The sequence below is a fragment of the Luteibacter sp. SG786 genome, from assembly GCF_011759605.1.
Lineage (GTDB): Bacteria > Pseudomonadota > Gammaproteobacteria > Xanthomonadales > Rhodanobacteraceae > Luteibacter.
In genome coordinates, this window is record NZ_JAAOYX010000003.1 from 635,906 (window position 1) to 661,881 (window position 25,976).

At 63.5% G+C, this 25,976-nt stretch carries 21 protein-coding genes; 9 read left to right on the forward strand and 12 right to left on the reverse strand.

Translation table 11 applies throughout. From position 1 onward, the window contains the following. The first annotated feature begins 18 nt into the window (after positions 1-18). From FHS47_RS18800 to FHS47_RS18815, 4 genes are all read left to right on the forward strand, one after another. On the forward strand, positions 19-960 hold the full coding sequence (locus FHS47_RS18800) for a glycosyltransferase family 2 protein (RefSeq protein WP_167031870.1): 942 nt from the start codon (positions 19-21) through the stop codon (positions 958-960). A gap of 41 nt (positions 961-1,001) precedes the next feature. Beyond that, on the forward strand, positions 1,002-1,430 hold the full coding sequence (locus tag FHS47_RS18805) for a GtrA family protein (protein WP_167031872.1): 429 nt from the start codon (positions 1,002-1,004) through the stop codon (positions 1,428-1,430). Positions 1,431-1,492: 62 nt separating this feature from the next. After that, complete coding sequence (locus FHS47_RS18810; protein WP_167031874.1) at positions 1,493-2,125, forward strand: class I SAM-dependent methyltransferase; 633 nt, start codon at positions 1,493-1,495, stop codon at positions 2,123-2,125. Between the two features lie 22 nt (positions 2,126-2,147). Beyond that, positions 2,148-4,196, forward strand: a complete 2,049-nt coding sequence (locus tag FHS47_RS18815; RefSeq protein WP_167031876.1) for a hypothetical protein — start codon at positions 2,148-2,150, stop codon at positions 4,194-4,196. Here FHS47_RS18815 and FHS47_RS18820 read toward each other — a convergent pair. Together FHS47_RS18820 and FHS47_RS18825 are read right to left on the reverse strand one after the other, a co-directional pair. Further along, complete coding sequence (locus FHS47_RS18820) at positions 4,190-6,508, reverse strand: hypothetical protein (protein ID WP_167031878.1); 2,319 nt, start codon at positions 6,506-6,508, stop codon at positions 4,190-4,192. The genes FHS47_RS18815 and FHS47_RS18820 overlap by 7 nt on opposite strands. Further along, positions 6,505-7,554, reverse strand: coding sequence for a glycosyltransferase family 2 protein (locus tag FHS47_RS18825; RefSeq protein ID WP_167031881.1), 1,050 nt, complete (start codon positions 7,552-7,554; stop codon positions 6,505-6,507). The genes FHS47_RS18820 and FHS47_RS18825 overlap by 4 nt, the downstream gene beginning before the upstream one ends. Before the next feature lie 116 nt (positions 7,555-7,670). Between FHS47_RS18825 and FHS47_RS18830 the strand changes: the two genes are divergently transcribed. Both FHS47_RS18830 and FHS47_RS18835 read left to right on the forward strand, forming a co-directional pair. Beyond that, a complete protein-coding gene (locus FHS47_RS18830) occupies positions 7,671-8,303 on the forward strand; it encodes a methyltransferase domain-containing protein (protein ID WP_208382141.1) in 633 nt (210 codons plus the stop codon). Positions 8,304-8,367: 64 nt separating this feature from the next. Beyond that, positions 8,368-9,192: a hypothetical protein gene (locus tag FHS47_RS18835; RefSeq protein WP_167031884.1), complete on the forward strand. Its 825-nt coding sequence runs from the start codon at positions 8,368-8,370 to the stop codon at positions 9,190-9,192. A gap of 8 nt (positions 9,193-9,200) precedes the next feature. Here the strand turns inward: FHS47_RS18835 and FHS47_RS18840 are convergent, their stop codons facing one another. The 6 genes from FHS47_RS18840 to FHS47_RS18865 all read right to left on the reverse strand — a co-directional run bounded on the left by FHS47_RS18840 (position 9,201) and on the right by FHS47_RS18865 (position 18,996). Continuing rightward, on the reverse strand, positions 9,201-10,142 hold the full coding sequence (locus FHS47_RS18840) for an FAD-binding protein (protein ID WP_167031887.1): 942 nt from the start codon (positions 10,140-10,142) through the stop codon (positions 9,201-9,203). A gap of 22 nt (positions 10,143-10,164) precedes the next feature. Next, complete coding sequence (locus FHS47_RS18845) at positions 10,165-10,911, reverse strand: electron transfer flavoprotein subunit beta/FixA family protein (RefSeq protein ID WP_167031890.1); 747 nt, start codon at positions 10,909-10,911, stop codon at positions 10,165-10,167. 179 nt (positions 10,912-11,090) lie between these two features. After that, positions 11,091-13,139 (reverse strand): glycoside hydrolase family 99-like domain-containing protein, encoded by a 2,049-nt coding sequence (locus tag FHS47_RS18850; protein WP_167031893.1) that lies wholly within the window; start codon positions 13,137-13,139, stop codon positions 11,091-11,093. Between the two features lie 2 nt (positions 13,140-13,141). After that, on the reverse strand, positions 13,142-15,229 hold the full coding sequence (locus FHS47_RS18855; RefSeq protein WP_208382142.1) for a glycosyltransferase: 2,088 nt from the start codon (positions 15,227-15,229) through the stop codon (positions 13,142-13,144). Beyond that, positions 15,230-17,386: a hypothetical protein gene (locus FHS47_RS18860; protein ID WP_167031896.1), complete on the reverse strand. Its 2,157-nt coding sequence runs from the start codon at positions 17,384-17,386 to the stop codon at positions 15,230-15,232. 2 nt (positions 17,387-17,388) lie between these two features. Beyond that, positions 17,389-18,996 (reverse strand): electron transfer flavoprotein-ubiquinone oxidoreductase, encoded by a 1,608-nt coding sequence (locus tag FHS47_RS18865; RefSeq protein ID WP_167031899.1) that lies wholly within the window; start codon positions 18,994-18,996, stop codon positions 17,389-17,391. 147 nt (positions 18,997-19,143) lie between these two features. Here FHS47_RS18865 and FHS47_RS18870 point away from each other — a divergent pair, with 147 nt between their 5' ends. Both FHS47_RS18870 and FHS47_RS18875 read left to right on the forward strand, forming a co-directional pair. Beyond that, positions 19,144-20,544 (forward strand): amidase, encoded by a 1,401-nt coding sequence (locus tag FHS47_RS18870; protein ID WP_167031902.1) that lies wholly within the window; start codon positions 19,144-19,146, stop codon positions 20,542-20,544. A gap of 38 nt (positions 20,545-20,582) precedes the next feature. Continuing rightward, positions 20,583-21,131, forward strand: coding sequence for an alpha-ketoglutarate-dependent dioxygenase AlkB (locus tag FHS47_RS18875; RefSeq protein WP_208382143.1), 549 nt, complete (start codon positions 20,583-20,585; stop codon positions 21,129-21,131). Between the two features lie 119 nt (positions 21,132-21,250). Here FHS47_RS18875 and FHS47_RS18880 read toward each other — a convergent pair whose 3' ends face one another. From FHS47_RS18880 to FHS47_RS18895, 4 genes are read right to left on the reverse strand one after another with little or no spacing between them, the layout of a single operon-like run. Further along, positions 21,251-21,856, reverse strand: coding sequence for an ABC-type transport auxiliary lipoprotein family protein (locus FHS47_RS18880; protein WP_167031905.1), 606 nt, complete (start codon positions 21,854-21,856; stop codon positions 21,251-21,253). Then, positions 21,853-22,791, reverse strand: coding sequence for an MlaD family protein (locus tag FHS47_RS18885; RefSeq protein ID WP_167031908.1), 939 nt, complete (start codon positions 22,789-22,791; stop codon positions 21,853-21,855). Before FHS47_RS18885 ends, FHS47_RS18880 begins: the two co-directional genes overlap by 4 nt. Positions 22,792-22,799: 8 nt before the next feature. Next, positions 22,800-23,582, reverse strand: a complete 783-nt coding sequence (locus FHS47_RS18890; protein WP_167031911.1) for an ABC transporter ATP-binding protein — start codon at positions 23,580-23,582, stop codon at positions 22,800-22,802. Further along, the gene (locus FHS47_RS18895; RefSeq protein ID WP_167031914.1) at positions 23,579-24,721 is read right to left on the reverse strand and encodes an ABC transporter permease; all 1,143 of its coding nucleotides are present in this window, start codon (positions 24,719-24,721) and stop codon (positions 23,579-23,581) included. Before FHS47_RS18895 ends, FHS47_RS18890 begins: the two co-directional genes overlap by 4 nt. 118 nt (positions 24,722-24,839) lie before the next feature. Here FHS47_RS18895 and gcvT point away from each other — a divergent pair, with 118 nt between their 5' ends. Then, positions 24,840-25,946: a glycine cleavage system aminomethyltransferase GcvT gene (gcvT, locus tag FHS47_RS18900; protein ID WP_167031917.1), complete on the forward strand. Its 1,107-nt coding sequence runs from the start codon at positions 24,840-24,842 to the stop codon at positions 25,944-25,946. The last annotated feature ends 30 nt before the right edge of the window (positions 25,947-25,976 follow it).

Below are 25,976 nucleotides of genomic sequence, written 5' to 3' on the forward strand. Positions count from 1 at the left end.
TGGCATACGAAGATACCCATGAACAGCATTACTAATGTCTCCATCGTGGTGCCGGTCTACGGCGGCACTGCCGCGCTCGTTGAGCTCTGCGCCCGCGTGGGCACGGTCATGCGTGAGGCAGGACTCAGCTATGAGGTCATCCTTGTCGACGATCATGGGCCGGACGATGCCTGGACAGTGATCTCCGACATCGCCTCGTATGACGACCATGTCCGCGGTGTCCGGCTCAGCCGAAACTTCGGACAGCACGCGGCGACGATCTGCGGCATCACGCATGCGTCAGGCGAGTGGATCGTCACCATGGACGACGATCTGGAGCATCCGCCTGAAGCAATTCCATCCTTGCTGGCTGTAGGCAAGCCGGCGCAGCCGTTGATCTACGGTGTTTTTCCAGTGCGCACGCATAATCGTTTCCGCAACTTGAGCTCGGAACTGATGCGCTGGAGCCTGACTCGCGCCTTTCCCGACATGAACTCGGATTACACGTCGTTTCGCGCCATCCACCGTCCCATCGCGCTCGAACTGGCGCGCTTCGGTCTGAACAGGCCTTACATCGATGGCATGCTGTCCTGGATCACCAGCAGCGTCGCCACAGTTGAGGTAAAACACGGAGAGCGCCGGCACGGCGAAAGTGCCTACACGTTCAAGAAGCTTGTCGCCCACGCCCTGAATATCTTCGTTACCTTTTCGCATGTGCCGCTGCGCATCGCCACGTACGGCGGTATGGTCCTGGCAGCGATGAGCTTTCTCTACATCGTCTATCTCCTGTGGGGTCGGCTCACCGGAATCATCGACCAGCCCGGTTACACCTCGGTAATGTCGGTCATCCTGTTCGCCTGCGGAGTCCAGCTCACAATTCTCGGTCTGATCGGTGAATACATCGGTCGTCTGATGGGGGCGACCTATCGCAAGCCCGTATTTGTCGTCAGCGATCTGACAGCCCCGCAGGAGAGGCACTGAGCCATGGCGGGCGCTCCATCGGCATGCCTGATGGTGGCAGCATGACCGCTGTCGATGTGACGCGGCGCTCAGTCGTGCGCCGCTGGCTGCATCCGTCCACCTGGACCGGTAGCGAGTTCGTCCGCTTCGTCGTCGTGCGTGGATTGTGCGCGGTCCTCAGCTACGCATGTTTCCTGCTGCTGCTGCGCATATTCACCTACCAGAACGCTTATGCAGGGTCGTACGTGTTTGGAGTTGCGCTCGCATATGTAGTCAACGCACGATTCGTTTTTCGCCAGCGCTTCACCTGGCGGTCCGCACTCGCTTATCCATTCGTCTACCTGGTCCAGTTTTTCGCCAGTCTCGTATTGCTGCGTATCTTTGTCGATGGTGCGGGTTGGCCGGCTTGGCTGGCGTATGTGGTTTCGGTAGGCGGCACTATTCCGTTCGTTTTTCTCTTGTCCCGCTGGATCCTGCGTAGCGATCGTTGAGTCTGTAACCGCGAAGCAGCAATTGTTCAACGTATCTCAAGCGTACTTTCAGAGGTCAGCAGATGGATCAGATTACCACCGGCATTCGTAGGGTTCTTTCGCTCCCAATCGTTTACGACACGTTCCAGACGGTCGTCGGCGCAGTTGCGTCGAAACGGAAGGTCTGTGAGCAGTACGTATCCCGGGGCTCGTCGGACATCGTAGTCGACGTCGGATGCGGTACCGCCGATATCTTGACTTTCCTTCCGGCATCGTCGCACTACTTCGGTTTCGACCTGTCGCAGAGTTATATCGATGCCGCGAAGAAGCGGCACGCGGGGCGGCCGAACTCCAGTTTTCTTTGTGCGGATCTCAACGAGATGGCGCCGGACGCCATGCCCCCGTGCGACCTGGCCATCGTCTTCGGCGTCCTTCATCACATCAACGATGAAAGCGCACGACGTCTGATGGAAAACCTCCATGACCGCCTTGCCCCAGGCGGTCGCCTGATTACGGTCGATCCCACCCTGGTCGAAGGACAGGCACGGATCGCGCGGGAGTTGATTAAACGCGATCGTGGGCAACACGTGCGTACTCCGGAGGCATATGAGGCTCTGGTGCCGGCCCGGTTCCAGGGTCATGTGACCGAAGTTCGCCACGACATGCTTTACATCCCTTATTCGCTTGCCGTAACGGTCTGTACCAAGGCGGCATAAGCAGCTCCACCTTCGGATTTCCATGGACGCATCCAACGATCATTCACGCGCACGGCGCACCACCGGCGTGGCATCCCCGCTATCGACGCCGTCCCGCGTGGCCGTCTTCCTGTACGTGGCATGCGCGCTGGCGGCGGTCGCCATGGTGTCGATGACCCTTTTCGGCGACTACCGCTACACGTTCCACAGCGATGGTGCCTTGAAAACCATCCTCGCTCGTCAGGCTTGGTCCGAAGGACATGTCATCCCGCGCGAGTGGGTGTACGCAAACGGCGACCTTTTCTTCATCGGACCGCAGATCTTTTCGGAACTGCTCTATCCGGCGACCGGCTTGACCTACCTCAACAACGCCCTCGCGGACTGGCTTGCATATATCAGCCTGGTTCTTGCGACCCTCGTCGCCACCAGGGCCGTGCTCGGCCATTGGCGTGGTGCATGGTTGAGTGCCACCCTAGTTGCGTCAGGGCTATGCGCTGCGTCGTTCGAGTTCACCGTGGCTCAGGGTGCCTATTCGATGTGGGCCGCGCTTTCCCTACTCCTGAGCGCGGCCGCGGCGGTTGCCGCGCGGAGTCTGGGGAGAGCCGACAGGCAGTCGTGGAAGTGGCTGGCCGTGGCTGCGACGATGGGCCTCCTGGGTGCCATGTGCAATCCGGCGCGCGGCGTCATCAGCATCGTGGTCCCCGTCGCCGGAGGTTGGATTGTCTTCAGCCTGCTGCGAGGTGAGGGCAATATTGGCGATCGCCTGCGCGGCACATTGCATCCGATCATGGTCGCGATGCTGGGCGGGGCGGCGCTCGGCCTGGTGGTGAATCGCTATGCGATCATGCCGCATATCCACAATTTCAACGCAGCAGCTCGCCTGGGGCTGTCCACCCCGGCGGACATGTGGAAGCACCTCATCATGCTTCCGTACGCATGGTTCGACTATCTGCGCGTTGGTGTCGAGTGGCCGATGTTGTCGCCCTGGCGGCGATTGGTTCAAGCCTGTCTGTGGATCTTGGCCGTGGCCATGGCGGCTTCCCCTGTCGCTATCGTCTTGCGCGCGTGGCGGTACGCCCCAGGCGTGGTGGCATTCGCATGGGCAACCATTGCCATGTATGGCGTGACCATCGCAGCGCTGGTCTTCGCACCTTCGTTGTTCCTCGGTACCGGCGAGTTACGCTACCTGACATTTGCCATGATGAACTCACTGGTGACCGTGGTGGCCATTGTGCTCCCGTCGTCTGCCCCAGGTTCCCGTAGGCGTACTCTTGCGACCGTGACAGCGCTATTCGCCGTAGCGCTTTCTGCGCAGTGGTCCATCGAGCGCGACATGAATGCAACGGGGCTCGGTGGAAGCTATCGCGAGCGCCTCGCGCTTGCAGCTCTGCTAGAGCGTGAGCATATCGGTGCGTTTGCTTCGACCTATTGGTACTCGCACGTCATTACGGTACTTTCCGGCGGTTCCGTCGAGGGATATCCGGTGTCGATAGCTCCCCGCTTCGGCCCGTTCGCGCATCACATGCCTAGATATTTCCATCAGGGGACGAGTGGATCGCGCCAGGCCATCGTGCTCGACGCTTCCGAGGCGACGCCGGAGGTACTGGAGCGCATCGAATCGACGGTAGGCAAGCCGATCAACCGCTATTCCGAGGCGGGATTCGTCGTCCTGGCCTACGATACCGACATCCTGACTACCGTTATAAAGGGACTCCCGGGGTTTGATTCTCCCGTAGATGCCGACAGTCTGAACGTAGGCATCTGGCCAGCCTCAGTCACGCCCTGCGGCGGCTGCGAGGTACGGGTGAGAGTGGCCAATCACGGGACCGTGAGTCTGACGTCGGACGGTTCGCTGCCGCTGATGATCGGGGCCTTCGCGGAAGATGCCAGTGGTCATCGTTTACCAGCTGAGGGTCGTGGATACTTCCAGGCTGTCGTGCCACCAGGCAGCACCGCCGGCGTCGACGTCCACATTCCCGCCGAACTTCCGCCCGGCACGGCAAGGGTAAAGATCTGCCTCCTGCAGGAAACCGTGGCCTGGCGGTGCGAACAGACTCATGCCGAGTCTCCGCCGAGCGAACCTATTCACTGAGGCGCAGCGGCGAAGCCTACTTCCACCCGGAAAAGCGCGATGCCCAACACCCGTCTATCTTCGGATTCGCCTTGTGCGTACGGCGACGTCGCGCCGTGAACCTCGATACCCACGGTGGCGAGCTTGCTTGGGCCGCTCAACGGAATGGTGATGTCGTGGAAGCTGTCGTCACGGATACTCTCGGTGACAGTCGCGTTGTCCGCTCGCAGCGTCACATCTTTCGGATGCAGTTGACTGGCCGCATAGGTATGAAAGACAAGCTTGATCGTGCAGGTCCGCGTCTGGCAGTCGCGCGGTAGAGGAAGGCGAAGTTTTGCCTGGTCGGATGACCAGACATGATCACTTTCCACCGGAGACCACCCGGCCAGTAGTGCTTGGGATGCGACTCCTTGTGTCATGTCTGCAGGGGTGAGTGGATATACAGGTGGGGCTGTGAGCCGGGCAGCCAACCTCTCATCGCGCTTGCGTGGGTCGCGAAAGTCGGGCTCGGGACTTATCAGTATGAACGACGGAGTGTGGACAATCCGGAAACCCGGGATTCCATTGAACGGACCGAGCAGGTGCTCCACATTCTGGGCGATCGCTGCAGGGCAACGGTTCGTGGGAGCATCGTCTTCATCTGATACCTCCATCTCGGCGACTGGTAAGCAAGGCCACGCGTGCGATGCGATCGGTTCTTGGTAGAGCGGAATCATCAATGCCGTCGCGGCGTCGCTTATGAACAGGCGTTCCGCTGTATCCAGCAGGTTAACTGGAAACTGGCCCGGCTCGAGTTCGCGCATAGGCGCAGGCCAGTGGGGTGCCGCCAGGGCGATATTCTTGTCGCCGCCCGTGTTGTATGTCCTCACCCGACTTTTTGCCGCAAGATAGCCAAGCAGAAAATCGTTGTTGTACGGAAGGCCGACTACCAGACTGCCGGGCGGTACCTCTTTGCGAAAGGGCTTAAGGACATCATGGTCGACCTGATGCCACATCGCGTGATATCCACGGCCATCCGCGAAGCGGACCGATGGCGGCGGCAGACTGACGAGGAGCACGATCCATGTCGCGACGTGCGCAGCTCGACTGCTCTTGCCTTGTCGTTGACTCAGCGCCAGGACAAGCCACATGCCAAGCATGCCCAATCCGAGCCAGCGATAAGGGGCACGCATGCTGTTCAGCGCAGGGAGGTGCGCCGATGCCCAGCCGGATCCGGTGGGCATGCGGGCGGCGGACTCGGGCATGAAACGTGGGTTCCCATCGGCCATGACGGTGGCGTCGGTGCGACGAGACCATGCCTTCAGCGATGGCCCTAGCGACATGTATACGCCGAACACGAGCATCGCGAGGGCGGCCATTCGCCAGCCCTCTCGCGAGACCGCCGTTTGCCAAGCGATAACGCTGGCAAGCAGCAGTGGCAACGCGAAGGTGGTATCCCAGACCGAACGATCTCCGAACCACAGGTCGATATCGCGATGCTGGCCGACATGAAGGAGGTCGCCCAGCCAGCTGGTGCCGCTCGTCGGCTGTACCAGGAATGCCAGGTCGATGCCCCAACCTCTGAACGCGGAAAGCGGTGCAATCCAGTAGCCGGCACCACCGATGTATAGCCGATAAAGCGAAGCCGCCACGATCAACGCACCTGCTTGGGCGAGGATGCTCCACCACTGCTTCGTCCGACGTGCACGCCAATCGGCGAAGATGCTCGAAGCCAGCCAGGCCATCGAAGCGAACGCGTACATGACGAACGTATAGCCATCCATGAATGCGGCGATCGTGCCAACGATCAAGAGGCGAAGAGCGATCAATGCCCGCCGCCTGATTCCCTGTCTGGTGTTTGGCTGTCCGGCATCGAATACTGGAACAAGATACGCTGGCAGCAGTGCGAATCCGATGGAGAGCATTGAATAACCGGCGTGGCCCCAGATCATCGGCAGGCACAGCCACACCGTGGCCAGCAAGGCACCACGCGTCGGTGTGAGCCCGATCCGGACGGCGAGGCGAATGGCACCCACATACGCTAGAGCCAGCCATGCCGCGCACATGAGCGCGTATGCCGTTGGCGCCGCCATGCCCACACGTAACAGGAGCGCCAGTGAATAGGCACCCGGCAGGCCGAACGCCATGGGGGCCGGCAGTGGCGCACCCGTATTGTTGGAGGTCAGTGCCAGCAGGTTCTGGTTGGCGATCGACTGGGCGAACGTGGTAACCCACAAAGGCTGGCCCAGCCCCGGCACCGTCCTTCCGGGGATGGCGTTGTAGACGAGGATTGCCAGGATGAGGCCGGCGCCGATGGCAAGGTGGCCGAGGTGACGCTTGAACGCCGCACTCAACGCACGGCGTCCGAGTCGATTTCTGCTGCTTGCGACGTGTCCGTCGTCACGCCGAATTGCTCCAGTCGACGAACACGGACGAGGATCTGCTCGGAGAGTTTGCGGTTGACCGCGATAAGGTCGGCGATCAGCGCCATCATGAATACGAGCGCGCCGAGGATCAGCAACAAGGCCGAAAGCACGACGGACTGGATATGTCCCTGGCCGTCGCCGGTCGACAGGAAGAAGAGGAAGCGCACGCCCAATCCCAGGCCGATCGCCAGACAGATTGCGCCGGCGCCCGCGAACAACACGAACGGGCGGTAGATGATGAAGACGCGAAGAATCGTGCCAAGCGAACGAAAGACGTAGTTCCAGATGCCGCGAACTAGGCGCGAGGGACGCAGGTCGGGATTCGTCCGCACAGGAACGGAAATGACGCGAAGCTCGCTCAACCCTGCCTGGATGAGCGTTTCCAACGTATAAGTGTAATTTCCGAAGATATTGAGGCGAAGCGCGGCCTCTCTCGTTATCGCGCGAAAACCACTAGGTGCATCGGCAATTGCGGTGCGGCTGGCCATACGCACGGCCCAGCTGCCGAGCGCCTGCAATTTTTTTTTCAGAAGGGAAAAGTGTTCAGTATCCGCGATGGGGCGAGCACCAACCACCATATCGGCTTCATGACGCAAAATCGGCCCGGTGAGCAGGGGAATGTCGTCGGCGTGGTACTGGTTGTCGGCGTCGGTATTGACGATGACGTCGGCGCCTGCGGCGATGGCGGCCTCGATACCGGTCATGAAAGCGGCCGCGAGCCCACGGTTGCAGGGATGTGAAACAATGTGGTCGACACCTGCCTTGCTCGCGACTTCCACCGTATCGTCCGTTGATCCATCGTCGATGACCAGCCATTCGACGATATCGAATCCTTCTACCTGCCTAGGTAACGCTGCCAGAGCGATCGGCAGCGTCGCCGCCTCGTTCAGACATGGAATCTGGATGATGAGCTTTCGTGGTCGAAAGTCGTCCCCTTGCGATTCTCTCGCGAGACAGCCGGTGTAGATATGCATAGCTTAGCTCCCCTGCCCGCCAGGTCGCGGCACACGACCCCTGGCTAGTAACGCATGACCTGATATTCAGTTTACAAATGACGGTATATTACAATTCTGCGAACTAACCAAGTGACATGTATTTCATGACACCGCCTCCTGTATTCCAACCGGCCGGCAATTACTACGATAAGTATGCTGCGCGCAATCCTCTGGTTCGCTGGATGATGCGCGGCTTCATGAACGATTTCGACGATCTTGTGCTCCTCTCCGGAGTTGGTGATCGAGCAATCGAAATCGGTTGCGGTGAAGGTGAGCTGTCGATTCGTCTTGCGCGCAAGGGCATCGAGGTGACCGGTTGTGATATAGCCGAGGAAGCCATTATCGAGGCGCGCGCGCGAGCGGCGCGTGCAGGTGTCGCCGTGCAGTTCGAGCACTGCGGCATAGAAGAGTCGGGCCAGTGGATGGGCGCGGCACCCTTGGTCGTCTGTTGCGAAGTGCTGGAACATCTCGACGATACGTCCTCGGCTCTCGATGCACTGTCGCGCCTGTCCACCGGCTATCTGTTGGTCAGCGTACCGCGTGAGCCTATCTGGCGCGTTCTCAATGTCGCGCGACTACGGTATCTGACCGATCTCGGCAATACACCTGGGCACATAAAGCATTGGTCGCGCAGAGCGTTCGTCGACATGTTGTCCCGTCGCTTCGAGATCATTGCCGTTCGTTCGCCGCTGCCGTGGACGATGGTTCTGTGTCGTGTCGCGGGCTAAGAAGATCGCCAACATAGCTGGCGGCATCACGTGCGTGGTCTGCGTGGGGTGGGTCTTGCACCGCATGGCCAGTACGCATGTGGTCGCACAGCTGACTACGGCGCCGGATGCGCAACAGTGGTGGTTCCGGATAACAGGAGGCGCGCTGCTGTACGTGCTTTCAACCGTATTGTTGGCCATCGCGTGGTATGCGCTACTGCGTGCTCTCGGGGCGAACGGCGTTCCTGCATCCCATACGCTCACCATCTATTCGGTATCCCAATTCGGCAAGTACCTTCCCGGTAGCGTGCTTCAGTATCTGGGGCGCCATGCGATGTTGCGAGCGCACGCCTTATCGCATCGCCTTCTTGTCCTGTGCGCACTGCTGGAGGCTGCTCTACTGGTGAGCGCGGCTTTGATATGGGCCGCTCCCCTGGCAGTGAACTACGTGCCCGTCAATGCACCTATGATCTGGATTGTCGTCGTAGCGGGCCTCACGTTCGCAGGCTGGTTGCTGCATCGGTATGCGCCAACGCTAGGTGGCGGCATCGAGGTTTCGCCGCGCTGGTTCGCGTTGGCCTTCGCCTTGCACCTCGCGTTCTTCGGTATGATGGGTATCACGTTCCGCGTCGTCGCTGGCGCCGAGATTTTCGCCACGACCGGGTGGCTGACGATGTTTGCGGGCGTAGCTGCGAGCTGGATCGCCGGGTTTGTCGTCGTCGGTGCCCCCGCAGGGGTGGGGGTGAGGGAGGCGGTCTTCCTCGCGCTGTTCGGCGCGGCTTTGGGTGAGCAGGCCACGTTGACGTGCGTTTCGGCCTTCCGCCTGGCCACCTTCGGCGGCGATCTGATCGTATTCCTCGTGGCTTTGCCCTTTGCGGCGGCCGCGCGTAATGTGCGCGGCGCCACATAGAAGCTGTCTCAGCCGATCGCGGCTTCGAGCTCGGGCAGAATCTTGAACAGATCGCCTACCAGGCCGATATCGGCGATCTCGAAAATCGGCGCCTCGCCGTCCTTATTGATCGCGACGATCGTCCCCGCGTCCTTGATGCCGGTCAGGTGCTGGATCGCGCCGGAGATACCGACGGCAATGTAGAGTTCGGGCGCAATGATCTTGCCGGTCTGGCCCACCTGCAACTCGTTCGGAACGTAACCTGCATCCACGGCGGCGCGAGAAGCGCCGACTGCCGCGCCGATCTTGTCGGCGAATTTGTAGACAATCTCGAAGTTCTCCTTCGAGCCCACGCCGCGGCCACCGGACACCACCTTCGGGGCACCCTGGAGATCGGGACGATCGCTCTTGCCTTGCTGCAGATTCACGAATCGGGTATGCGAGGGCAGGAGGGGCTCGACGTTCAGGGGCTCCACCGGTGCGGAGCCATTCGAGGCAGCGGCTGCCCAAGAGGCTGTGCGGATCGTTGCGACCACCGTCGAGGTCGCGTCCACCTCGACGGTCACGATGGCGTTCCCCGCATAGATCGGGCGCTTGAATGTATGCGGGCCTTCCACGCTCATGACGTCGCTGACCTGAGATACGCCCAGCAGGGCGGCCACGCGAGGAGCGAGGTCCTTGCCGAAGGTCGTCGAAGGGACGAAAACGTGGGTATAGCCGGATGCCACCTTGACGATCTGCGGTGCATAGACCGCAGCGAGGCTATGCGCGTTCTCGGCACGGGCAATAGTCAGAACCTTGCTCACGCCATCGATCTTGGCCGCCTCGGCGGCCACGGCATCCGGGGCGTCGGACAGCACAATGACGTCGATGGCGTCGGGTTTCACGGCGGCGGCGGCGCTGACGGCGCGGGCGGTGGAGCCGTTGAGCTTGCCGCCCAGGTGTTCGGCGATAACGAGGATCTTGGTCATGTTGATTCTCCGGTCGGCTGCCTTACAGCAAGCCCTTCTGCTTAAGGGCCGTGACGAGTTCGGCGGCGTCCTTCACCATTACGCCCTTGCTGCGCTTGGGCGGAGCGGCGTAATGGATGGTCTTGATGTGGTCGGCCACGTCGACGCCGAGAGAGCCCAGCTCGATAACGTCGATAGGCTTGGACTTTGCCTTCATGATGTCCGGCAACTTGATGAAGCGCGGTTCGTTGAGGCGCAGGTCGGTCGTGATCACAACCGGAAGCTCGGCTTCGATCGTCTCGAGACCAGCGTCTACCTCGCGGGTAACGGTCGCCTTGCCGTCGGCGATCTCCACCTTGCTGGCGAACGTGGCTTGCGGGCGGTCCCAGAGCGCGGCCAGCATCTGGCCCGTCTGGTTGGCATCGTCGTCGATGGCCTGTTTGCCCAGGATCACGAGGCCGGGCTGTTCCTTCTCGACCAGTTTGAGAAAGGTCCGAGCGGCGGTCAGCGGCGAAACGGCATCGGCGGTCTGCACGTGGATGGCGCGGTTGGCACCCATCGCCAGACCGTTGCGCAGGTGGGCGGTCAGATCGGCTGGGCCGATGCCCACAACCACCACTTCCTCGGCCACTCCCCTCTCGCGGAGCCGAAGAGCCTCCTCGAGGGCGATATCGTCGAACGGGTTCGCGGAGAGCTTGACGCCGTCCGTTACTACGCCAGTGCCGTCCGGCTTTACCTGAATGCGGACGTTGTAATCTACGACGCGCTTGTAGCCGACCAGAATCTTCATTAAGCGAGTTCCTAATGTGCGGGCAGCGCCCACACGCGGTCGGGCGCTTAGTCTGGCGATTGTAGCCTCGGCCCCCTCAAATGGCGACCGCGAAGCCTACCGGCCCTATCCGGCGACGCCTTTTGGACCGGTTCGACCGGCAATCCGCAGTCACCAAGCGTGGAGGCTCAGCCGTCGGGTCAACTCCGACGAGCGTACGGGTACGGCTGTTTGGGATCCGGTGCACCAACGATGGCAGCGGCGGACGCCATCCGGAAACTACCGAATCGGGCGGTCAGCGCCACCACGCGTTCCACGGCGTGCGCCATCGTCCCGTCGACCTGGCCGGCTTCCGGCTCGAAGTCTGCGACGGACCAGGGGGCATCCAGCAGTGGCGCGAGGGACGAAAGCCTGCACCAGAACATGCTGCCGGCCACGAAGGTATCGGCTTCAGTCTCCGGCTGAGGAATTCCTATAAGCGCGCAGATGTACTTCACGGTCTCGGCGTTTGCACCCCAGTAGAAGCTAAGTGGCTGGATGTGTCCTTCCGGCGCCACGAGCCCAAGCATCGGATCCTGTGCAAACGCCCGCGCGATCGCCGCCGCCCGGTCGGGCGCCGCGAGCCTTTCCAGCAACTCGGAACGCCACGCCGCCCCATCTTGCCGGTGCGTCGAACGCTTGGTATGCAGCTTGAGGACAACATCTTCGCCTTCATCGAGCAATCGTCCGGCGAGTCGCAGGAAGGGAAGGATGTCACGCCCTCGATTGGGCGAAACGACCAACTCGGCCTCCAGGCCGAGTCTGTCCACTTCCGCCCGAACTGCCTTCTCGCGCTCGCTGGGAACGGTGAGGATCGTGCGAAACGGCAGGCCCGTTGCGCGAAGGGCGGAGACTATTTCTTCCAGGAGATCGGGGTACCACACGTGGATGACTGCGCAGGGGCGAGCCTGCCGCGGCGTGGGTGGCTGCAACGCCCGCCTTATGGCGTCGAGCCAAGCGTAGCCATGGCGAGTATCGGGCTCGAGGACAGCGCCTTCAGCCCATTCATTCCATGCGTTCACGAAGACGAGTGGCGATTCGGGGGCCCGCCGCCGCGCCGTAGCTACGGCCGAGCGCGTCCATTCCGCAAAGAGCCGTGGTGTGCTGCGCACGAAGCTCCTGCCGCGACCACTGCGGCGGGCCTCGTTATCCCACCCTGGATTTACACCAGGGAAAAGGGGATAAGGCGGATCATCCGCCGCCATGGCAGAGGAGGCTAGTTCCCTCCAGTCGTATATCTGCCCGGTGAACTCGCTATTGAGGAGGCGGTACTCCGCCGTCACCGGCTCCAGGCTTACATTGTTGGGAGGGAACGCCACTGCCGAGTCAAAACCGATGGTCGACGGGTCGACGTTGTCGAAGCTCTGCACATAAGCCAGGTGGATTTCTCCCAGCCCGTTCGATCGGCACCACTGACGCCAGCGTTCGGCAGTTGCGCGAGGTTCGGGCAGGAGACCGGGGCGATAAACCAGGAGCATCGGCCTGCCATTTACGCGCAGGTACCGGGGATCACGGAGATAGGTGGATACGTAGCCGATGAAGGCCAAGTCGTCGTTGGCACTATGCGCTTGTCCGATCAACACGTCGTCGGCGCGGCCATCCCAGCGGCGCGACCAGTTCTCGTTTGCCCAGCAGAGGCAGATCGGCAGATCTAGGGTCGGATCGTTCAGCCATTGCCGGAGCGGGCTTTCGAGCAGCGTATGGCCGGCGAACCAGTAGAAATACATGCAAAAAGCGCCGATGCCGTACTCGCGAGCCATCTTCATCTGTTCGCGCATCACTTCGGGCACGCGAAGGTCGTAATAGCCCAGGTCGCCCGGGAGCCTCGGCTGGGCGTGGCCCTGGAACTGCGGTAACGCACGCCCCACATTGCGCCACTCGGTGAACCCAGGGCCCCACCATGCATCGTTTTCCGGAATCGGATGAAACTGCGGAAGATAGAACGCCACGAGGGTCGCCGGCATCGGGACGGGCAATGGGCCCGCGTGACGCGACATGAATCCAAGCGTGCGATGGCCTGCGTGATCGTACGCACGGATGGCGGTGTGTACGGCGGGCTTGCCTTTTGGACCGGTCGGGATAAGGTCGCCATGTCGGTCGAGGAACCGCTGGCGTAACCTGTCACGCAACGATGTGGGTAGCGGCGTCAAGCGAAAGCCGAGCCTAAGGCCGCGGAAGATCAAGCTGCGTAAAAAATGGTTCGGCGACATGATTACAGTATCGCGCGGTTAAGCGCGGCGAGTGCGGCATCGGCGGAAAAGTGCTTGCGGACGTTCTCGAGGGCGAGGTCTGAGATGCCGGTCCAGAGCGCCTCGTCATTGGCGAGCCGCGAGTAAGCATTCGCCATGGCCGTGGCGTCATCCGCCACCAGCACGTCCACTCCGTCAGTCAAGCGCATGCCCTCTACTGCCACCGTCGTCCCGATCACAGGGAGTCCGTGGCTCATCGACATGTTGACCTTGCCTTTCACTCCTGCGCCAAAACGCAACGGAGCGATAGATGCCAGCACACGGTTCATGAGGGGCGCGAGATCCGGAACACGACCAAGCACGACGAGCCCGGACTCCTCGAGCGCACGCCGCTCGCCTTCGGGCACATCGCCTGCGATGAGGATTTGTACCTTCGGATCCAGGAGACGTAGCTCGGAAAGGATTTCAGAGGCCATCCAGCGCATCGCGTCGGCATTCGGCGGGTGTCCGAAGCCACCAATGAAGAGAAGGTCGCGGCGGCCGGCATAGCCAGCTTGCCGGCCATGAACTTCGTGGATATTGGATAGGAGATCGACGCGCGCGCTGGGGACCAGTCGCGCGAGCATGTCGCGTTCATACTCGCTGACAACGAAAGTCGTATCCGCACGTTGGATGAGGGCAAGCTCATGACGCCGCGTGGTTTCCGCCTGTCGTGCAAGCGCCGAGTTGCCGCTTCGTTCCGCTGCACGCTCCTCGCGGAGGAAATGGAGATCGACGGTATCGAAAATGAGCTTCGCCTTGGGCGCATGGCGGCGCACAAATCCTGCGTATTGATCCGCGACGGTATGGCGGCAGAGGATAGCTGCGCGCAGGTCGTGGCCTTGGGCGGCAAGCCACGCCGGTAGGCTAGCCATCCAAGGCTTTACCAGTAGTTCGATTCCCAGCGACCCGAGGTCTCGAATGGCTCCTTCTTCCGCGTGCCCGTCGTCAGGCGCGAACATGACATGCCAACCTTCTCCGACGAGCAATCGCATCATGCTGATGATGCGGAGCGAGCCCGAATCGCGGGATGCGTCCGGGGTCATGGTGTCGACCACCAGGATGTTGCCCCGATGGTGTGCACGGTCCACCGCAGCCAGACCAGTTCCTGGCGTGGGCTGGCTAAGCAACGCATCCCGCCACTTCTCGGCGAACTTTCCCCGATTGATCTCCTGAAACCGTTTCATGCCGCTTTCGACGATGCCCGCCGAACTTATGCCTTCGGCATGGATCACCACGCTATCAGGCACGTACCACACGGAACGGTTCGCCGCTCTTGCCGCGAATCCGAGGTCCGTATCTTCGTAATATCCGGGGGCGTACCTTGGGTCGAATCCGCCCAATTCTTCGAAAAGGTCGCGTGGAATGGCAAGCGATGCGCCAGATACATAGTCGACCTTCCGGGAATACCGCATCGCGGGATTTCTACGTGAGTCAAAGCGGCCAATGTTCCACGCCGACGCATCGCTGAACACCCACGCCCCGGCTTCCTGAAGCCGCCCGTCGGGGTAAACCAACTGGCTGCCCGCTATGCCTGCATCAGGATGACGGTCGAAACATCGAAGCAGTGCCTCGGTCCAACCGCGGGTTACTTGGGTGTCGTTATTAAGGAAGACCAGGAACGCGCCGCGTGCTGCGGCGGCGCCAGCATTACAACTGCCTACGAAGCCCAAGTTCTGTTCATTGCTGAGCAGCCGGAGTCCAGGTATTGCCGCCAGCGTGGCTGCGGTGTTGTCCTGCGAGGCGTCATCCACCACGATGACCTCGAATGGATCCGTCGGGGGATGGTTTGCAATAGATCTGAGGCAGGCAAGCGTGTATTCAATCTTCCCGTGAACAGGGATCACGATCGAGACGCGAGGCACGCTGGACGTAGGTAGCGACAGCGCGACAAATACCTCCTCCAAAGGGAGCAGTCTCAGCGAATCGTCCACCTCAGGTCTGCGGGCGAAGTCTTGGGATATCCGTCCGATCGTCCCCCGCCACCCGCGTAGCGCGATGCTGGCGCGCACGCGTCGCGCCATGCTCAGCAGGCGCCTGTAGCGCCATGAAAAAGGGGTCGACACGTCCACTTACCTCCGGATCCGGCCACCCATGTTACCGGGCTGGCTCTTCGACTGCGCCGGTTCCAGCAGCCAGAGGTCCGCTGGGCTGCCCGGCACGTTCAGCTTCTGCGCTTCTCCGCGCGCCACGAGATCCGCCAGCACCGGCCGCACGCGTTCGCCCACCGCGGCCACGGGGTCGCGCCCGAGCGCCACGAGGCGAATGCCGTGCCCGCGGAACAGGTTCAGGATTGCCACCTTGTCCTGAAGGAGCGGGGGGCGAGCCCACGCGATCGTGCCCAGGGATTCGTAACGCACCGGGAAATACCCACCATCGTCCACCGACATGTCACCTAGCATGCGGCTATCCGGGGGCCAATGGGAAAGGACTGCCGCGAGCGGGCCCAGGTTACTTGTCCGAAACCGATTCCCGGCAAGGGCGCGCAATTCGTCGAACGGCGTGCGGTCGAATCGCGCATCGAGCCGCCCCGTCCCCGGCAGCCAGTTGGCCGTGGTTATCACCATGAACAGACAAAAGGCAGCCACCGCGACGGCCCCGACCGAAAAGGGCGGTGGTACGGGTTCGCGGTGGCCCCCTACGAAAACGCCCGCCCACCCCACGAGGTGCAGAAGCACGATCGGCACGATGAAATAATTGCCGTCGGCACCGTCGCCGCCATATCTGTACGCGTACAGCAACACGTACATGGACAGCCCAACCAGCAGCGCGAACGCGACCGAAGGCGCCGTCAACCAGCGCCAGCCCCGCAAGGCGAACCCGGCAAGCAGCAGCGGAATCCAGCCGTTGCCCATCCAGAACAATGCTTGATGTATGTATGCCGCGGGGCCGAACAGCGAGTCCAGCAACCCGCCGGGGAACGGTGTACGGAACACGGGCTCGTAGCGCCCGATGTCGTCATGCAGGTGCCAACCGAGAAGATCTTGCAGGTTCACCAGCACATCGGGCGAAGCGAGCGCCACGCCCGCCTGCTGAAACGTCCGGAGGCAGACCAGGAAGCCGACGATCGCGGCCAGCGCGATCGGAACGCAGATACGCCATGCCGGCCGTGTCCGCCGCACCACGGCGACGGTAGCGATGAAAAGGAAGATGGTGGCCGAATAGGGAAGGGTGGTCAGCCGTGCGAGCGGGGCGAGCAGCACCGCACCGATCCCGACGCCCAACCAGTCCCGGTGATTGTCGCCGTGGCGAAGGCGCAGGCCGGCAAGCAATCCGATAGTGCATAGCCACGCGGCAAGTACCTCGCCCTTGGGTGTAGCTGCCGATGCGGCGACCGCAGGGACGACGCAGGCGAACAGCGCACCGAACCAGGCGCGAATACCGTCGACGCCAAGTTCGCCCAGCACTTCCCGAGACGTGACCACGAGAAGCGCCCAGCAGACGAGGCTGAAGCCCGTGACGAGGCTGGCGCTACCCAAGCCAAGGAAGGGCGCCTGCAGTGCTTCGGTCAGCTTCGGATAGAAATGCACGTGAGCGACCAGTCCCTGGTCGTGGAACAGTCCACCGTTACCGAAAAGCGTGCGGTCGGCATTGAGTCCGTACCAAAGCGCATCGCTATCCACAGCTGAGGCAGACTTGGCGACGAGCATGAGTACGATCGTTACGGAGCTGGCCACCAAGAGCGCGCCACTCCGTGTTACGGGACGTGGCGGCACGGCGATCTCAGAGCGCCATCGCCAGAACCAGAATGCCAGGGCGCCTCCCAGGAGGGCGACAGCCAACGCCCGGATGGCGCCAAGGCTACCAGCACCGGCAAACGACGCGGTCCAGATGACAGCCGACCACGTGACCAGCCCCAACACGGTGTCGCGAAGGCGAATGTCGAGGGTCGAACCCGGCGACATCCGCAGGATGCCCGCGGTGCAACGGCCCAGCGCATGCATGCCTGCCAGATACGCCGCCAGCAGCGCTAGCGTGACATCCACCCCATGCCGCCGCGCATAAACCTCAGTACAGAGCGCGGCCAACACGACGGCGCCCCTGCGCAGTCGGAGGCTTCCATACACCGTGCCCAGCAAAAGCAGGCATTCGGCAATACTCTTCCATGCCAGCGAGCGAGAGAGCTGCCGGACGAACGGCCCGTTACCCTCGAAAAGCGCATGCCATGGCAGCCAGATACAGGCAGCCACGAGCATCAACCAGGCAAGCCATCCCAGGCGCGCGCGCATGGTCAGAGATTCTGATAATTCGGCCCAGACCCACCCTCAGGCGTCACCCAAGTAATGATCTGGTACGGATCCTTGATATCGCACGTCTTGCAATGCACGCAGTTGGCCGCGTTGATCTGCAACCGGCGCCCGGCATCGTCCTGCACGATCTCGTAGACGCCCGCCGGGCAGAAGCGCTGGCAGGGATTGCCGTACTCCACCGTGCAACGTTCGATGCAGATGTTCGTGTCGGCCACCTTCAGGTGCACCGGCTGGTCTTCGTCGTGTTCGGTGGCGGCGAAGTACACGCTGGCGAGGCGATCGCGCGGCGCGAGTGTGCGCTCGACGTAGTCCTTCTTCGGCGCCTCGTATTTGTCGAGCTTGACGAGCGACGACCAGTCGGCGTGGTTCTTCAGCGTCCACGGCGAACGGCCGACGGTGAGCGTTTCCCACGCGGCGTTGGCAAGGCCGCGCCACAGGCCCTTGGCGAAGCCGGGGCGGATGTTCCGCACCTTCTTCAGTTCGCTCATGATCGCCGAGGTGCGCAGTTTGGCGTCCCAGCCGGCCGGATCGAATTGCGTCGCCATGAGGTGTTCGGCGGCAAGCATGCCCGAGGCGATGGCCTGGTGCGTGCCCTTGATCTTCGGCACGTTGACCAGCCCGGCCGCGTCGCCGATGAGGATGGCGCCGGGCATCTCCACTTTCGGCAGCGACTGGTAACCGCCTTCGATGATGGCGCGCGAGCCGGCGGACACGATGTTGCCGCCTTCGAGCAGGCCCTTCACGTTCGGGTGGTGCTTGAACTGCTGGAAGGCTTCGAATGGGGAGAAGTTCGGATCCGGGTAGTCCAGGCCGACAACGAAGCCGACCGCCACGCGATCGTTGTCCAGGTGGTACAGGAAACTGCCGCCGTACACGTCGCTGGGCAGTGGCCAGCCCACGGTGTGCACCACCTTGCCTGGCGTGCCGCGTCCCGGCGGCAGTTGCCAGAGCTCCTTGAGACCGATGCCGTACGTTTGCGGGTCGCTGTTCGCGTCGAGGTCGAATTTCTTGATGAGCGCCTTGCTGATATGGCCGCGGCAGCCTTCGGAGAGCACGGTGACCTTTGCCCGGATGTCGATGCCCTCGGTGTAGCCGGGCTTGTGCGAACCGTCGCGAGCGATGCCCATGTCGCCGATGCGCACGCCGGCCACCGCGCCGTTGTCGTCGATCAGCGCCTCGGCGGCGGCGTAACCCGGGAACACGTCCACGCCCAGCGCCTCGGCCTGGGGTGCCAGCCAGGCGCACAGGGCACCCAGGCTCACGATGAAGTTGCCGTGGTTGTTCATCTGCGGCGGGGTGACGGGACTCTTCGTGCCCGCCTCGGGGCCCGAGAGGAACCAGAATTCGTCCTGCGTCACCGGCACACACACCGGGGGCGGTGACTTGCGCCATTCGGGCAGCAGACGGTCCAGCGGACCGGGCTCGATCACCGCGCCGGAGAGAATCTGTGCGCCGATCGTGGAGGCCTTCTCGATCACGCAGACCGACACGTCCGGGTTGAGCTGCTTGGTCCGGATTGCGAACGCGAGGCCGGCGGGGCCTGCCCCGACGACGACGAGGTCGTATTCCATGGTTTCGCGTTCGCTCATGGCTGGCTCACTCAACGGCTGGCTGCGGAATCAACCCGGTATTGTCCGGTTTCGCCGGTATTCGGGCAAATAAGCCGTTTCAAACGCTCGGGGTTGCATGATCTTCACATATCGCGTTCATAATCCTTCCATGCGCAAGGAGAGTTCATGAATACGATGCCGCCGGTCGCCGATAACGACATGCGCCGCGCCACCCTGCTACAGATACTGCACTGGCTTGCCATAGGACGGGTCCAGCCGCAGGCTCTTTCCGACGTGTACCAGGGCGCGATCGAGCGCCTCAACCCCCGCCTCAATGCGTATGTCGATTTCAGCGTGTCGCTGATCCAGGAGCAGGCCCTGGCGGCGGACCGTCGTCGGCGCGACGGGGTGATCGGCCGCCTGGACGGTCTGCCGCTTGCCATCAAGGACAATTTTGACGTGGCCGGTGTGCCGACGCGTGCCGGCATGCGCCGTCGCACGGTCGTGCCGGGTGAAGATGCGCACGCGGTGGCCCGCCTGCGGGCATCCGGCGCCGTGCTGCTAGGCAAGACGAACATGGACGAGGGCGCGCTGGGTCTCACGACCAACAACCCATTCCATGGCGCGACGCACAATCCGCACCGTCTCGGCTACACCGCGGGCGGTTCGTCGGGCGGCGCGGCCGCGGCCGTGGCCGCCGGCATGGCCGTGGCGGCCATCGGGTCGGACACCCTTGGTTCGATCCGCGTCCCCGCCAGCTATTGCGGCGTTTACGCGCTGAAGCCCACGCATGGCGAGATCTCCGCGCGTGGCCTCGTTCCCGCGGCGCGCAGGCTCGACGCCGTGGGCCTCCTCGCGCGCGGCGTCGACGACCTCACGGTGCTGTTGCAAACTTTGGCAGGCTATGACGCCGACGACGCGCGCTCGCGCCGCCGGCGCGTCGCTTTCTCGCCACCCGATTGGGAACCGGGCAACCTGCGCGCGGGATTCCTGCCCGACCTCGCGGCGGTCGGTGTGGAGAGAGATGTCATCGACGTGTTCGAGGCTGCACTGGCGAAGTTGCAGGGCGAGCTGGGCGAACGCCGTACGGTCGACTTCTCCGACTGGGATTTCGCACGCACCCGCCGTGCCGGCCTCCTGCTCATGGAAGCGGAGATGCTCAACACCTTCGCCACCGAACTGGCGGATGAGGCCTATCCGGTCTCGGCGAGCTTCCGTGACATGGTGGGGTTCGCGGCGAAGAAATCCGCTGCCGACTATGCCGCCGCCGACCTCGTGCTGGACGCCGCGACCCTGAAGATGCGCCGCCTCTTCGCGCAGGTGGATGTCCTGGTGCTGCCCACCACGCCGCAAGGGGCCTTTCCTCTGGACGGTCCTGTGCCGTCGTCGCAGGCGGACCTCTGCGGATTCGCCAGTCTCGCCGGGTGCCCGGCGGTCAGTATTCCGATGGGCACGTTGCCCAACGGCATGCCGATCGGCTTGCAACTGGTGGGCGCGCGGGGCTCCGACCTTCGCCTGCTCGAACTTGCCGGCGTGTGTGCCTCGTCGCTGGACGCCGAGCCGGCTTATCCGGTGGAGCCCGCCTGAACCTCGACGCGCGCCGCATCGACCTGCCCGGCGCCGACGTGACGTTCGCGCCGCATTGGCTGGCTGCTGCCGAGGCCGACCGCCTGCTGGTGGTGCTGCGGGAATCGCTTCCCTGGGAGGTACACCGGATAAGGATGTTCGGCCGCGTGGTGGACTCGCCACGGTTGAGCGCATGGATCGGCGATGCCGACGCCACTTACCGTTATTCCGGCACGCGTTTCGTTCCTCATCCGTGGCCGCCGGTGTTGCAGGCGCTGCGTGACCGCGCCTCGGAAGCCTGCGGTGTCGCGTTCAACAGTGTGCTCGCCAATCTTTACAGGGACGGTAGCGATCGCATGGGCTGGCACAGCGACGACGAGCCGGAACTCGGCCCGGCGCCCGTGATCGCGTCGGTGAGCCTCGGTACGGAGAGAACCTTCCGTTTCCGCGCGAAGTCGGGCGGCGAGCCTGTCGCGATCGAGCTGACGCATGGCAGCCTGCTTCTCATGGCCGGCGCCACGCAGCGCCTCTACAAGCATGAGCTGCCGGCGCGGAAGCGTGCGCAGGGGCCTCGTATCAACCTGACCTTCCGTTCGATAAAGAACTGAAGATCGAGGCGAGAGATGGCGGGTGTGGGAGCCGCTTCAGCGGCGAAGGGTGCTTGCAGCAAGCTTGCCCGCTGCCGCGGGATCGCCGCTAAAGCGGCTCCCACAGGGGCGTGGTTTGATCACTTCGCCGGCGCGGTCTGCAAGGTCCAGTCCACAACCTCATGGGTCACCTTGTCCATGGCCCGCCCGAAGGCCGCCACCACCTGTGGCACCTCCTTGCCGTCCACCGGCTCCCGAACCTCGAAGCGGCGACTTCCCACGATGCGATGCTTGCGGGTGTCAGCCAGTACCGCGTCGAAGCGCACGACCACTTCGGGTTTGCCACCCGTGTACTCGGTCTGGAATGCGCTCAGGGCTCCACCGAGTTCGACATCGGCGGCGAGGTCGCTGTCGTCGGTGCTCAGCGCCGGCACCTTTCCGGTGTCGCGGAATCCATCCGTCAGCCGATTGCGGAAGAGTTTCGGTACCGGGTCCGACCAGCGTGCCCCGGCATAGACGGTCACGGTGTTGGCTTCCGGCACCACCGCGATGCGCGAATTCTCCAGGACGCGGGGCGCATTCGGCGAGGCGACGCGTAGCGCCCAGTTCACCGGCTGCGCGGCGGCCGGCCTGGCGCCGGGCGCCGCCGGCAACGTATAGATGCGCGGCGTCTCGGCCTTGGGCAGGATGGAGCACGCCGTGAGCCATGCAAAGAGAAGCGGGACGGCGAGACGGGCACGGCTCATGGGGTGAACTCCTTGGTGTTCTCGCGACCGAACAGGTAGCCGCTCGGATTTTCGTCGAGGCGCCGGGTGATGGAACGCAGCGAACCCAGCGTGTCGCGCAGTTCGTGCAGGGCGGGGCCGAGTTGTCCCAGGCTGGAGGCGCCACCGTTGAGTGCATCGTTGTTGTCGTTGAGCAGGCGGTCGATCGTGGCCATCGAATGTTCCAGGGATGCCATGGCGCGCTGGGCACTTTCCAGCGTGGCCTTGCCCTGGCCTTCCACGAGGCCGTTGGCGTTGTGCACCAGGGCGCGACTTTCGGCCAGCGTCGCATTGGCCTCTTTCGTCGCCGTGGCCAGCTGGCCGATCAGGGCCCGGATGTCCTCCCGCTCGTCGGCAATGACCCCCGTGGTCTTGTCGAGATGGTCGAGCGTGCGTTCGATGGCGTGCACATTCTCGTTGGACAGCAACTGGCTCGCCCGCGCCGCCGCCTGGTTGATATTGGTAATGAGGTCTTCGCCGTTCGCGAGAATGCGCGAGAGCGGGGAGGGATCCGCCACGATGCTGGGCACCTCGCCGTTGTGCCCCACGAGCAGCGGACTGCCCGGCGAGCCACCCGACAACTGGATGATCGCGACGCCGGTCACGCCCGTGAGGGCCAGCTTCGCATGCGTGTCCCGGCGCAGTGGCGTATCGCCGGCAACGCGGATGCGCGCCAGCACGCGCCGTGGGTCTTCCGGGTCGAGGCGCAGTTGCATTACGTCGCCCAGATGGATGCCGTTGTACTGCACGGCACCGCCCCGCGACAGCCCGGTCACGGCCTCGTTGAAGACCACGTCGTAGTAATTCCATTCCTGGTCGGAATGCGCCTTGGCCAGCCATACGCCGAAGCCGAGACCGAAGAGCACGACGAGTACCGTGAACAGTCCGATAAGGATGTGGTGCGCGCGGGTTTCCATATGAGTCCCTAGCCCCCGCCCCGATGGGCGGCGAATGTGGCCGCGCGGCCGCGCGGTCCGTTGAAATACGCCTGCACCCATGCGTCGTCGGTTTTCGCCACCTCGTCGATGGGGGCGGCAGCGAGCACGCGTCGCTGCGACAGTACCGCGACGCGATCGCAGGTGGAGTACAGGGTGTCGAGGTCGTGGGTGACGAGGAAAACCGTAAGCCCGAGGGCGTTGCGCAAGGTGACGATGAGGTTGTCGAAGGCCGCGGCGCTGATCGGGTCCAGCCCCGCGGTAGGCTCGTCCAGGAAAAGGATTTCCGGGTCAAGCGCAAGCGCCCGGGCGAGGGCCGCGCGCTTGATCATGCCCCCCGACAGCTGCGAGGGGTACTTGCGTCCGGCATCCACGGGAAGGCCCGCAAGCGCCAGTTTCACTCCGGCGAGGCGCTGTGCGTCCATGCGTGGAAGGCCCGCGTGCTCCACCAGGGGCAGGGCCACGTTCTCCGCCACCGTCAGCGAAGAGAACAACGCACCGCTCTGGAACAGCACGCCGAAGCGGCGTTCCACCTGCGAGCGGCGGTCTTCGGGCAAGGCGAGCAGGTTTTCCCCGAACACCCTGACCTCGCCCGCGACGGGGCGCACGAGTCCAACGATGGTTCGCAGCAACACCGACTTGCCGGTACCCGACCCGCCCACGATGCCGATGATCTCGCCGCGGTAGACGTCGAGGTTGAGGTCCTCGTGCACCGTCTGGGTACCGAAGCGGTTCACCAGCCCGCGCACCTCGATGACGGTTTCGGCGGTCACCAGTCCATCTCCATATAGAAGAGTGCGGCCAGCGCGTCCAGGAGGATCACCACGAAGATCGACTGCACCACGGCGGACGTGGTGTGCTCGCCCACCGACTGCGCGCTACCGGCGACCTTGAAACCCTCCATGCAGCCGATCACGGCGATCATGAACGCGAACACCGGCGCCTTCGCCATGCCGACGAGGAACTGCGTGAGCGACATGTCCGCCTGGAACATGGTGAGGAACATCGACGGGGACATCTTCAACACCGCCATGCAGACCACGGCACCGCCGACGACACCGGAGATCATCGCGATGAAGGTGAGCATGGGGAGGGCGATCAGCAGGGCCAGCACCCGGGGGAGCACCAGCAGTTCCACCGGGTCGAGGCCGAGCGTTCGTATGGCGTCGATTTCCTCCCGGGCTTTCATCGAGCCGATCTGCGCGGTGAAGGCGCTGGCCGTGCGGCCGGCGAGCAGAATGGCCGTGAGCAGCACCCCGAACTCGCGCAGGAAGGCGAAACCGATGAGGTCCACCGTGAAGACGGTGGCGCCGTAGCTGGCCAGGGCGGTAGACCCGAGGAAGGCCACCACGCAGCCCACCATGAACGACAGCAGTGCGAGGATCGGCACGGCGTCGAGGCCGGTCTGCTCGATGTGCGAAACCAGCGAGGTCACCCGCCAGCGGTGCGGACGCCACACCGTGGCGGCGAAACCCTGGAGGGTGATGCCAATGAAGGCCAGGAGCTTGGCGGTCTGTCTCCAGAAGCCGTGCATGGCCCGGCCGATGCGCTCCAACGTCACCACGAAACCGGCGTCGCGGCGACGCTTCACCCCGGTGCAATAGGTGTCGATGGCGTCGCCGACGGTCTTCAGCAGCGCACGGCGCGCCGGAGGCAGCGCCTCGTCTTGTGCCAGTGCCTGGGTTCGCGCGCTGCCCAGCAGTTCGGCGATGACGAAGGCGCCGGAGGTATCCAGGGCGCCCAGGCGGGAGATATCGAGTGTTACTGCCGCATCGATCGAGCCGGCCAGTTCGGTGGCCCTTTGCTGCAGCGCCGGGTAATGGGGAAGGGTCCAGTCGCCTGCCAGGGACAGCCGCGCGCCGCCCGCGTCGCGGGAAAGGACTGCTGAGCCGGGGAAGGTTGCCGTCGCCATGGATGGCAAGGCTAGCAGGAGTCGGCGGCCCCCTGTCTTGGTTGCCATTGGCCTTTGACGGCTCGCGACCGGATAATGGGAGGCTGTTCCCGCCGTCCATCCCCTGCAAGGTACGCCGATGACCCAGAAGACCGAACTCAACGCCACCCATCGCGAGCTGGGCGCCCGCATGGTCGACTTCGGCGGCTGGGACATGCCCATCGCCTACGGCTCGCAGATCGAGGAGCACCACGCCGTGCGCAAGGACGCCGGCATGTTCGACGTGTCGCACATGACCGTGGTCGACCTCGGCGGCGATCGTACGCGCGAGTTCCTCCGCAAACTGGTGGCGAACAACGTCGACAAGCTGGCGAAGACGGGCAAGGCGCTCTACACCTGCATGCTCGACGAAAACGGCGGCGTCGTGGACGACCTGATCGTCTATTTCCTCCGCGAGGACTTCTTCCGCCTCGTGGTGAACGCCGCCACCCGGGACAAGGACCTGGCGTGGATCGAGAAGCAGGCGGCCCCCTTCGGCGTCACGGTACGCGAGCGCCCCGAGTTCGGCATGATCGCCGTGCAGGGCCCAAACGCACGCGAGAAGCTTATCGGCCTCCTGCCGGAGGAAGTGCGCGAGAAGGCGCGCAAGCTGGGCAAGTTCGCCGCCATCGAGGTGGAGGGGCCGAACGGCATGCCGCTGTTCCTCGCGCGCACCGGCTACACGGGTGAAGACGGCTTCGAAGTCGTCGTGCCCAATGCACGGGTGGTCGAACTGTGGAACCTTTTGCGCGAAGCAGGCGTCGCTCCGGCAGGTCTCGGCGCGCGCGACACGCTGCGCCTTGAGGCCGGCATGAATCTCTACGGCCAGGACATGGACGAGTCGGTCACCCCGTGGGAAGCCGCGCTCGCGTGGACGATCTCCCTCGACGAGGGCCGCGACTTCATCGGGCGCGCCGCGCTCGAGAAGCAGAAGGCCGACGGTGTGCGGCGCACGATGGTCGGGCTGGTCATGGACGACAAGGGCGTGCTGCGCCACGGGCAGAAGGTGCTTACGGCGGCCGGCGAAGGCGAGATCCTGTCCGGCGGGTTCGCACCCACCCTGGGCAAGTCGGTGGCCTTCGCGCGCGTGCCGGTCGGCGAACTCGGCGCGGTCCGCGTGGATATCCGCGGCCGCGAAGTGCCGGTCCGGGTGGTGAAGTTCCCCTTCGTCCGCGACGGCCAGCCCATGCCGGGCATCGCCGGTTGAAAGAGCCGGGTGGCGGAAAGGAAAGGGCGG

Bases quoted from the DNA above. Each gene is read 5' to 3' on its own strand.
- FHS47_RS18865 (WP_167031899.1), bottom strand. From the start codon at position 18,996: ATGAGCGAACGCGAAACCATGGAATACGACCTCGTCGTCGTCGGGGCA.
- FHS47_RS18800 (WP_167031870.1), top strand. From the start codon at position 19: ATGAACAGCATTACTAATGTCTCCATCGTGGTGCCGGTCTACGGCGGC.
- FHS47_RS18870 (WP_167031902.1), top strand. From the start codon at position 19,144: ATGAATACGATGCCGCCGGTCGCCGATAACGACATGCGCCGCGCCACC.
- FHS47_RS18830 (WP_208382141.1), top strand. From the start codon at position 7,671: ATGTATTTCATGACACCGCCTCCTGTATTCCAACCGGCCGGCAATTAC.
- FHS47_RS18850 (WP_167031893.1), bottom strand. From the start codon at position 13,139: ATGTCGCCGAACCATTTTTTACGCAGCTTGATCTTCCGCGGCCTTAGG.
- FHS47_RS18825 (WP_167031881.1), bottom strand. From the start codon at position 7,554: ATGCATATCTACACCGGCTGTCTCGCGAGAGAATCGCAAGGGGACGAC.
- FHS47_RS18805 (WP_167031872.1), top strand. From the start codon at position 1,002: ATGACCGCTGTCGATGTGACGCGGCGCTCAGTCGTGCGCCGCTGGCTG.
- gcvT (WP_167031917.1), top strand. From the start codon at position 24,840: ATGACCCAGAAGACCGAACTCAACGCCACCCATCGCGAGCTGGGCGCC.
- FHS47_RS18815 (WP_167031876.1), top strand. From the start codon at position 2,148: ATGGACGCATCCAACGATCATTCACGCGCACGGCGCACCACCGGCGTG.
- FHS47_RS18840 (WP_167031887.1), bottom strand. From the start codon at position 10,142: ATGACCAAGATCCTCGTTATCGCCGAACACCTGGGCGGCAAGCTCAAC.
- FHS47_RS18835 (WP_167031884.1), top strand. From the start codon at position 8,368: ATGGCCAGTACGCATGTGGTCGCACAGCTGACTACGGCGCCGGATGCG.
- FHS47_RS18895 (WP_167031914.1), bottom strand. From the start codon at position 24,721: ATGGCGACGGCAACCTTCCCCGGCTCAGCAGTCCTTTCCCGCGACGCG.
- FHS47_RS18885 (WP_167031908.1), bottom strand. From the start codon at position 22,791: ATGGAAACCCGCGCGCACCACATCCTTATCGGACTGTTCACGGTACTC.
- FHS47_RS18860 (WP_167031896.1), bottom strand. From the start codon at position 17,386: ATGCGCGCGCGCCTGGGATGGCTTGCCTGGTTGATGCTCGTGGCTGCC.
- FHS47_RS18810 (WP_167031874.1), top strand. From the start codon at position 1,493: ATGGATCAGATTACCACCGGCATTCGTAGGGTTCTTTCGCTCCCAATC.
- FHS47_RS18880 (WP_167031905.1), bottom strand. From the start codon at position 21,856: ATGAGCCGTGCCCGTCTCGCCGTCCCGCTTCTCTTTGCATGGCTCACG.
- FHS47_RS18845 (WP_167031890.1), bottom strand. From the start codon at position 10,911: ATGAAGATTCTGGTCGGCTACAAGCGCGTCGTAGATTACAACGTCCGC.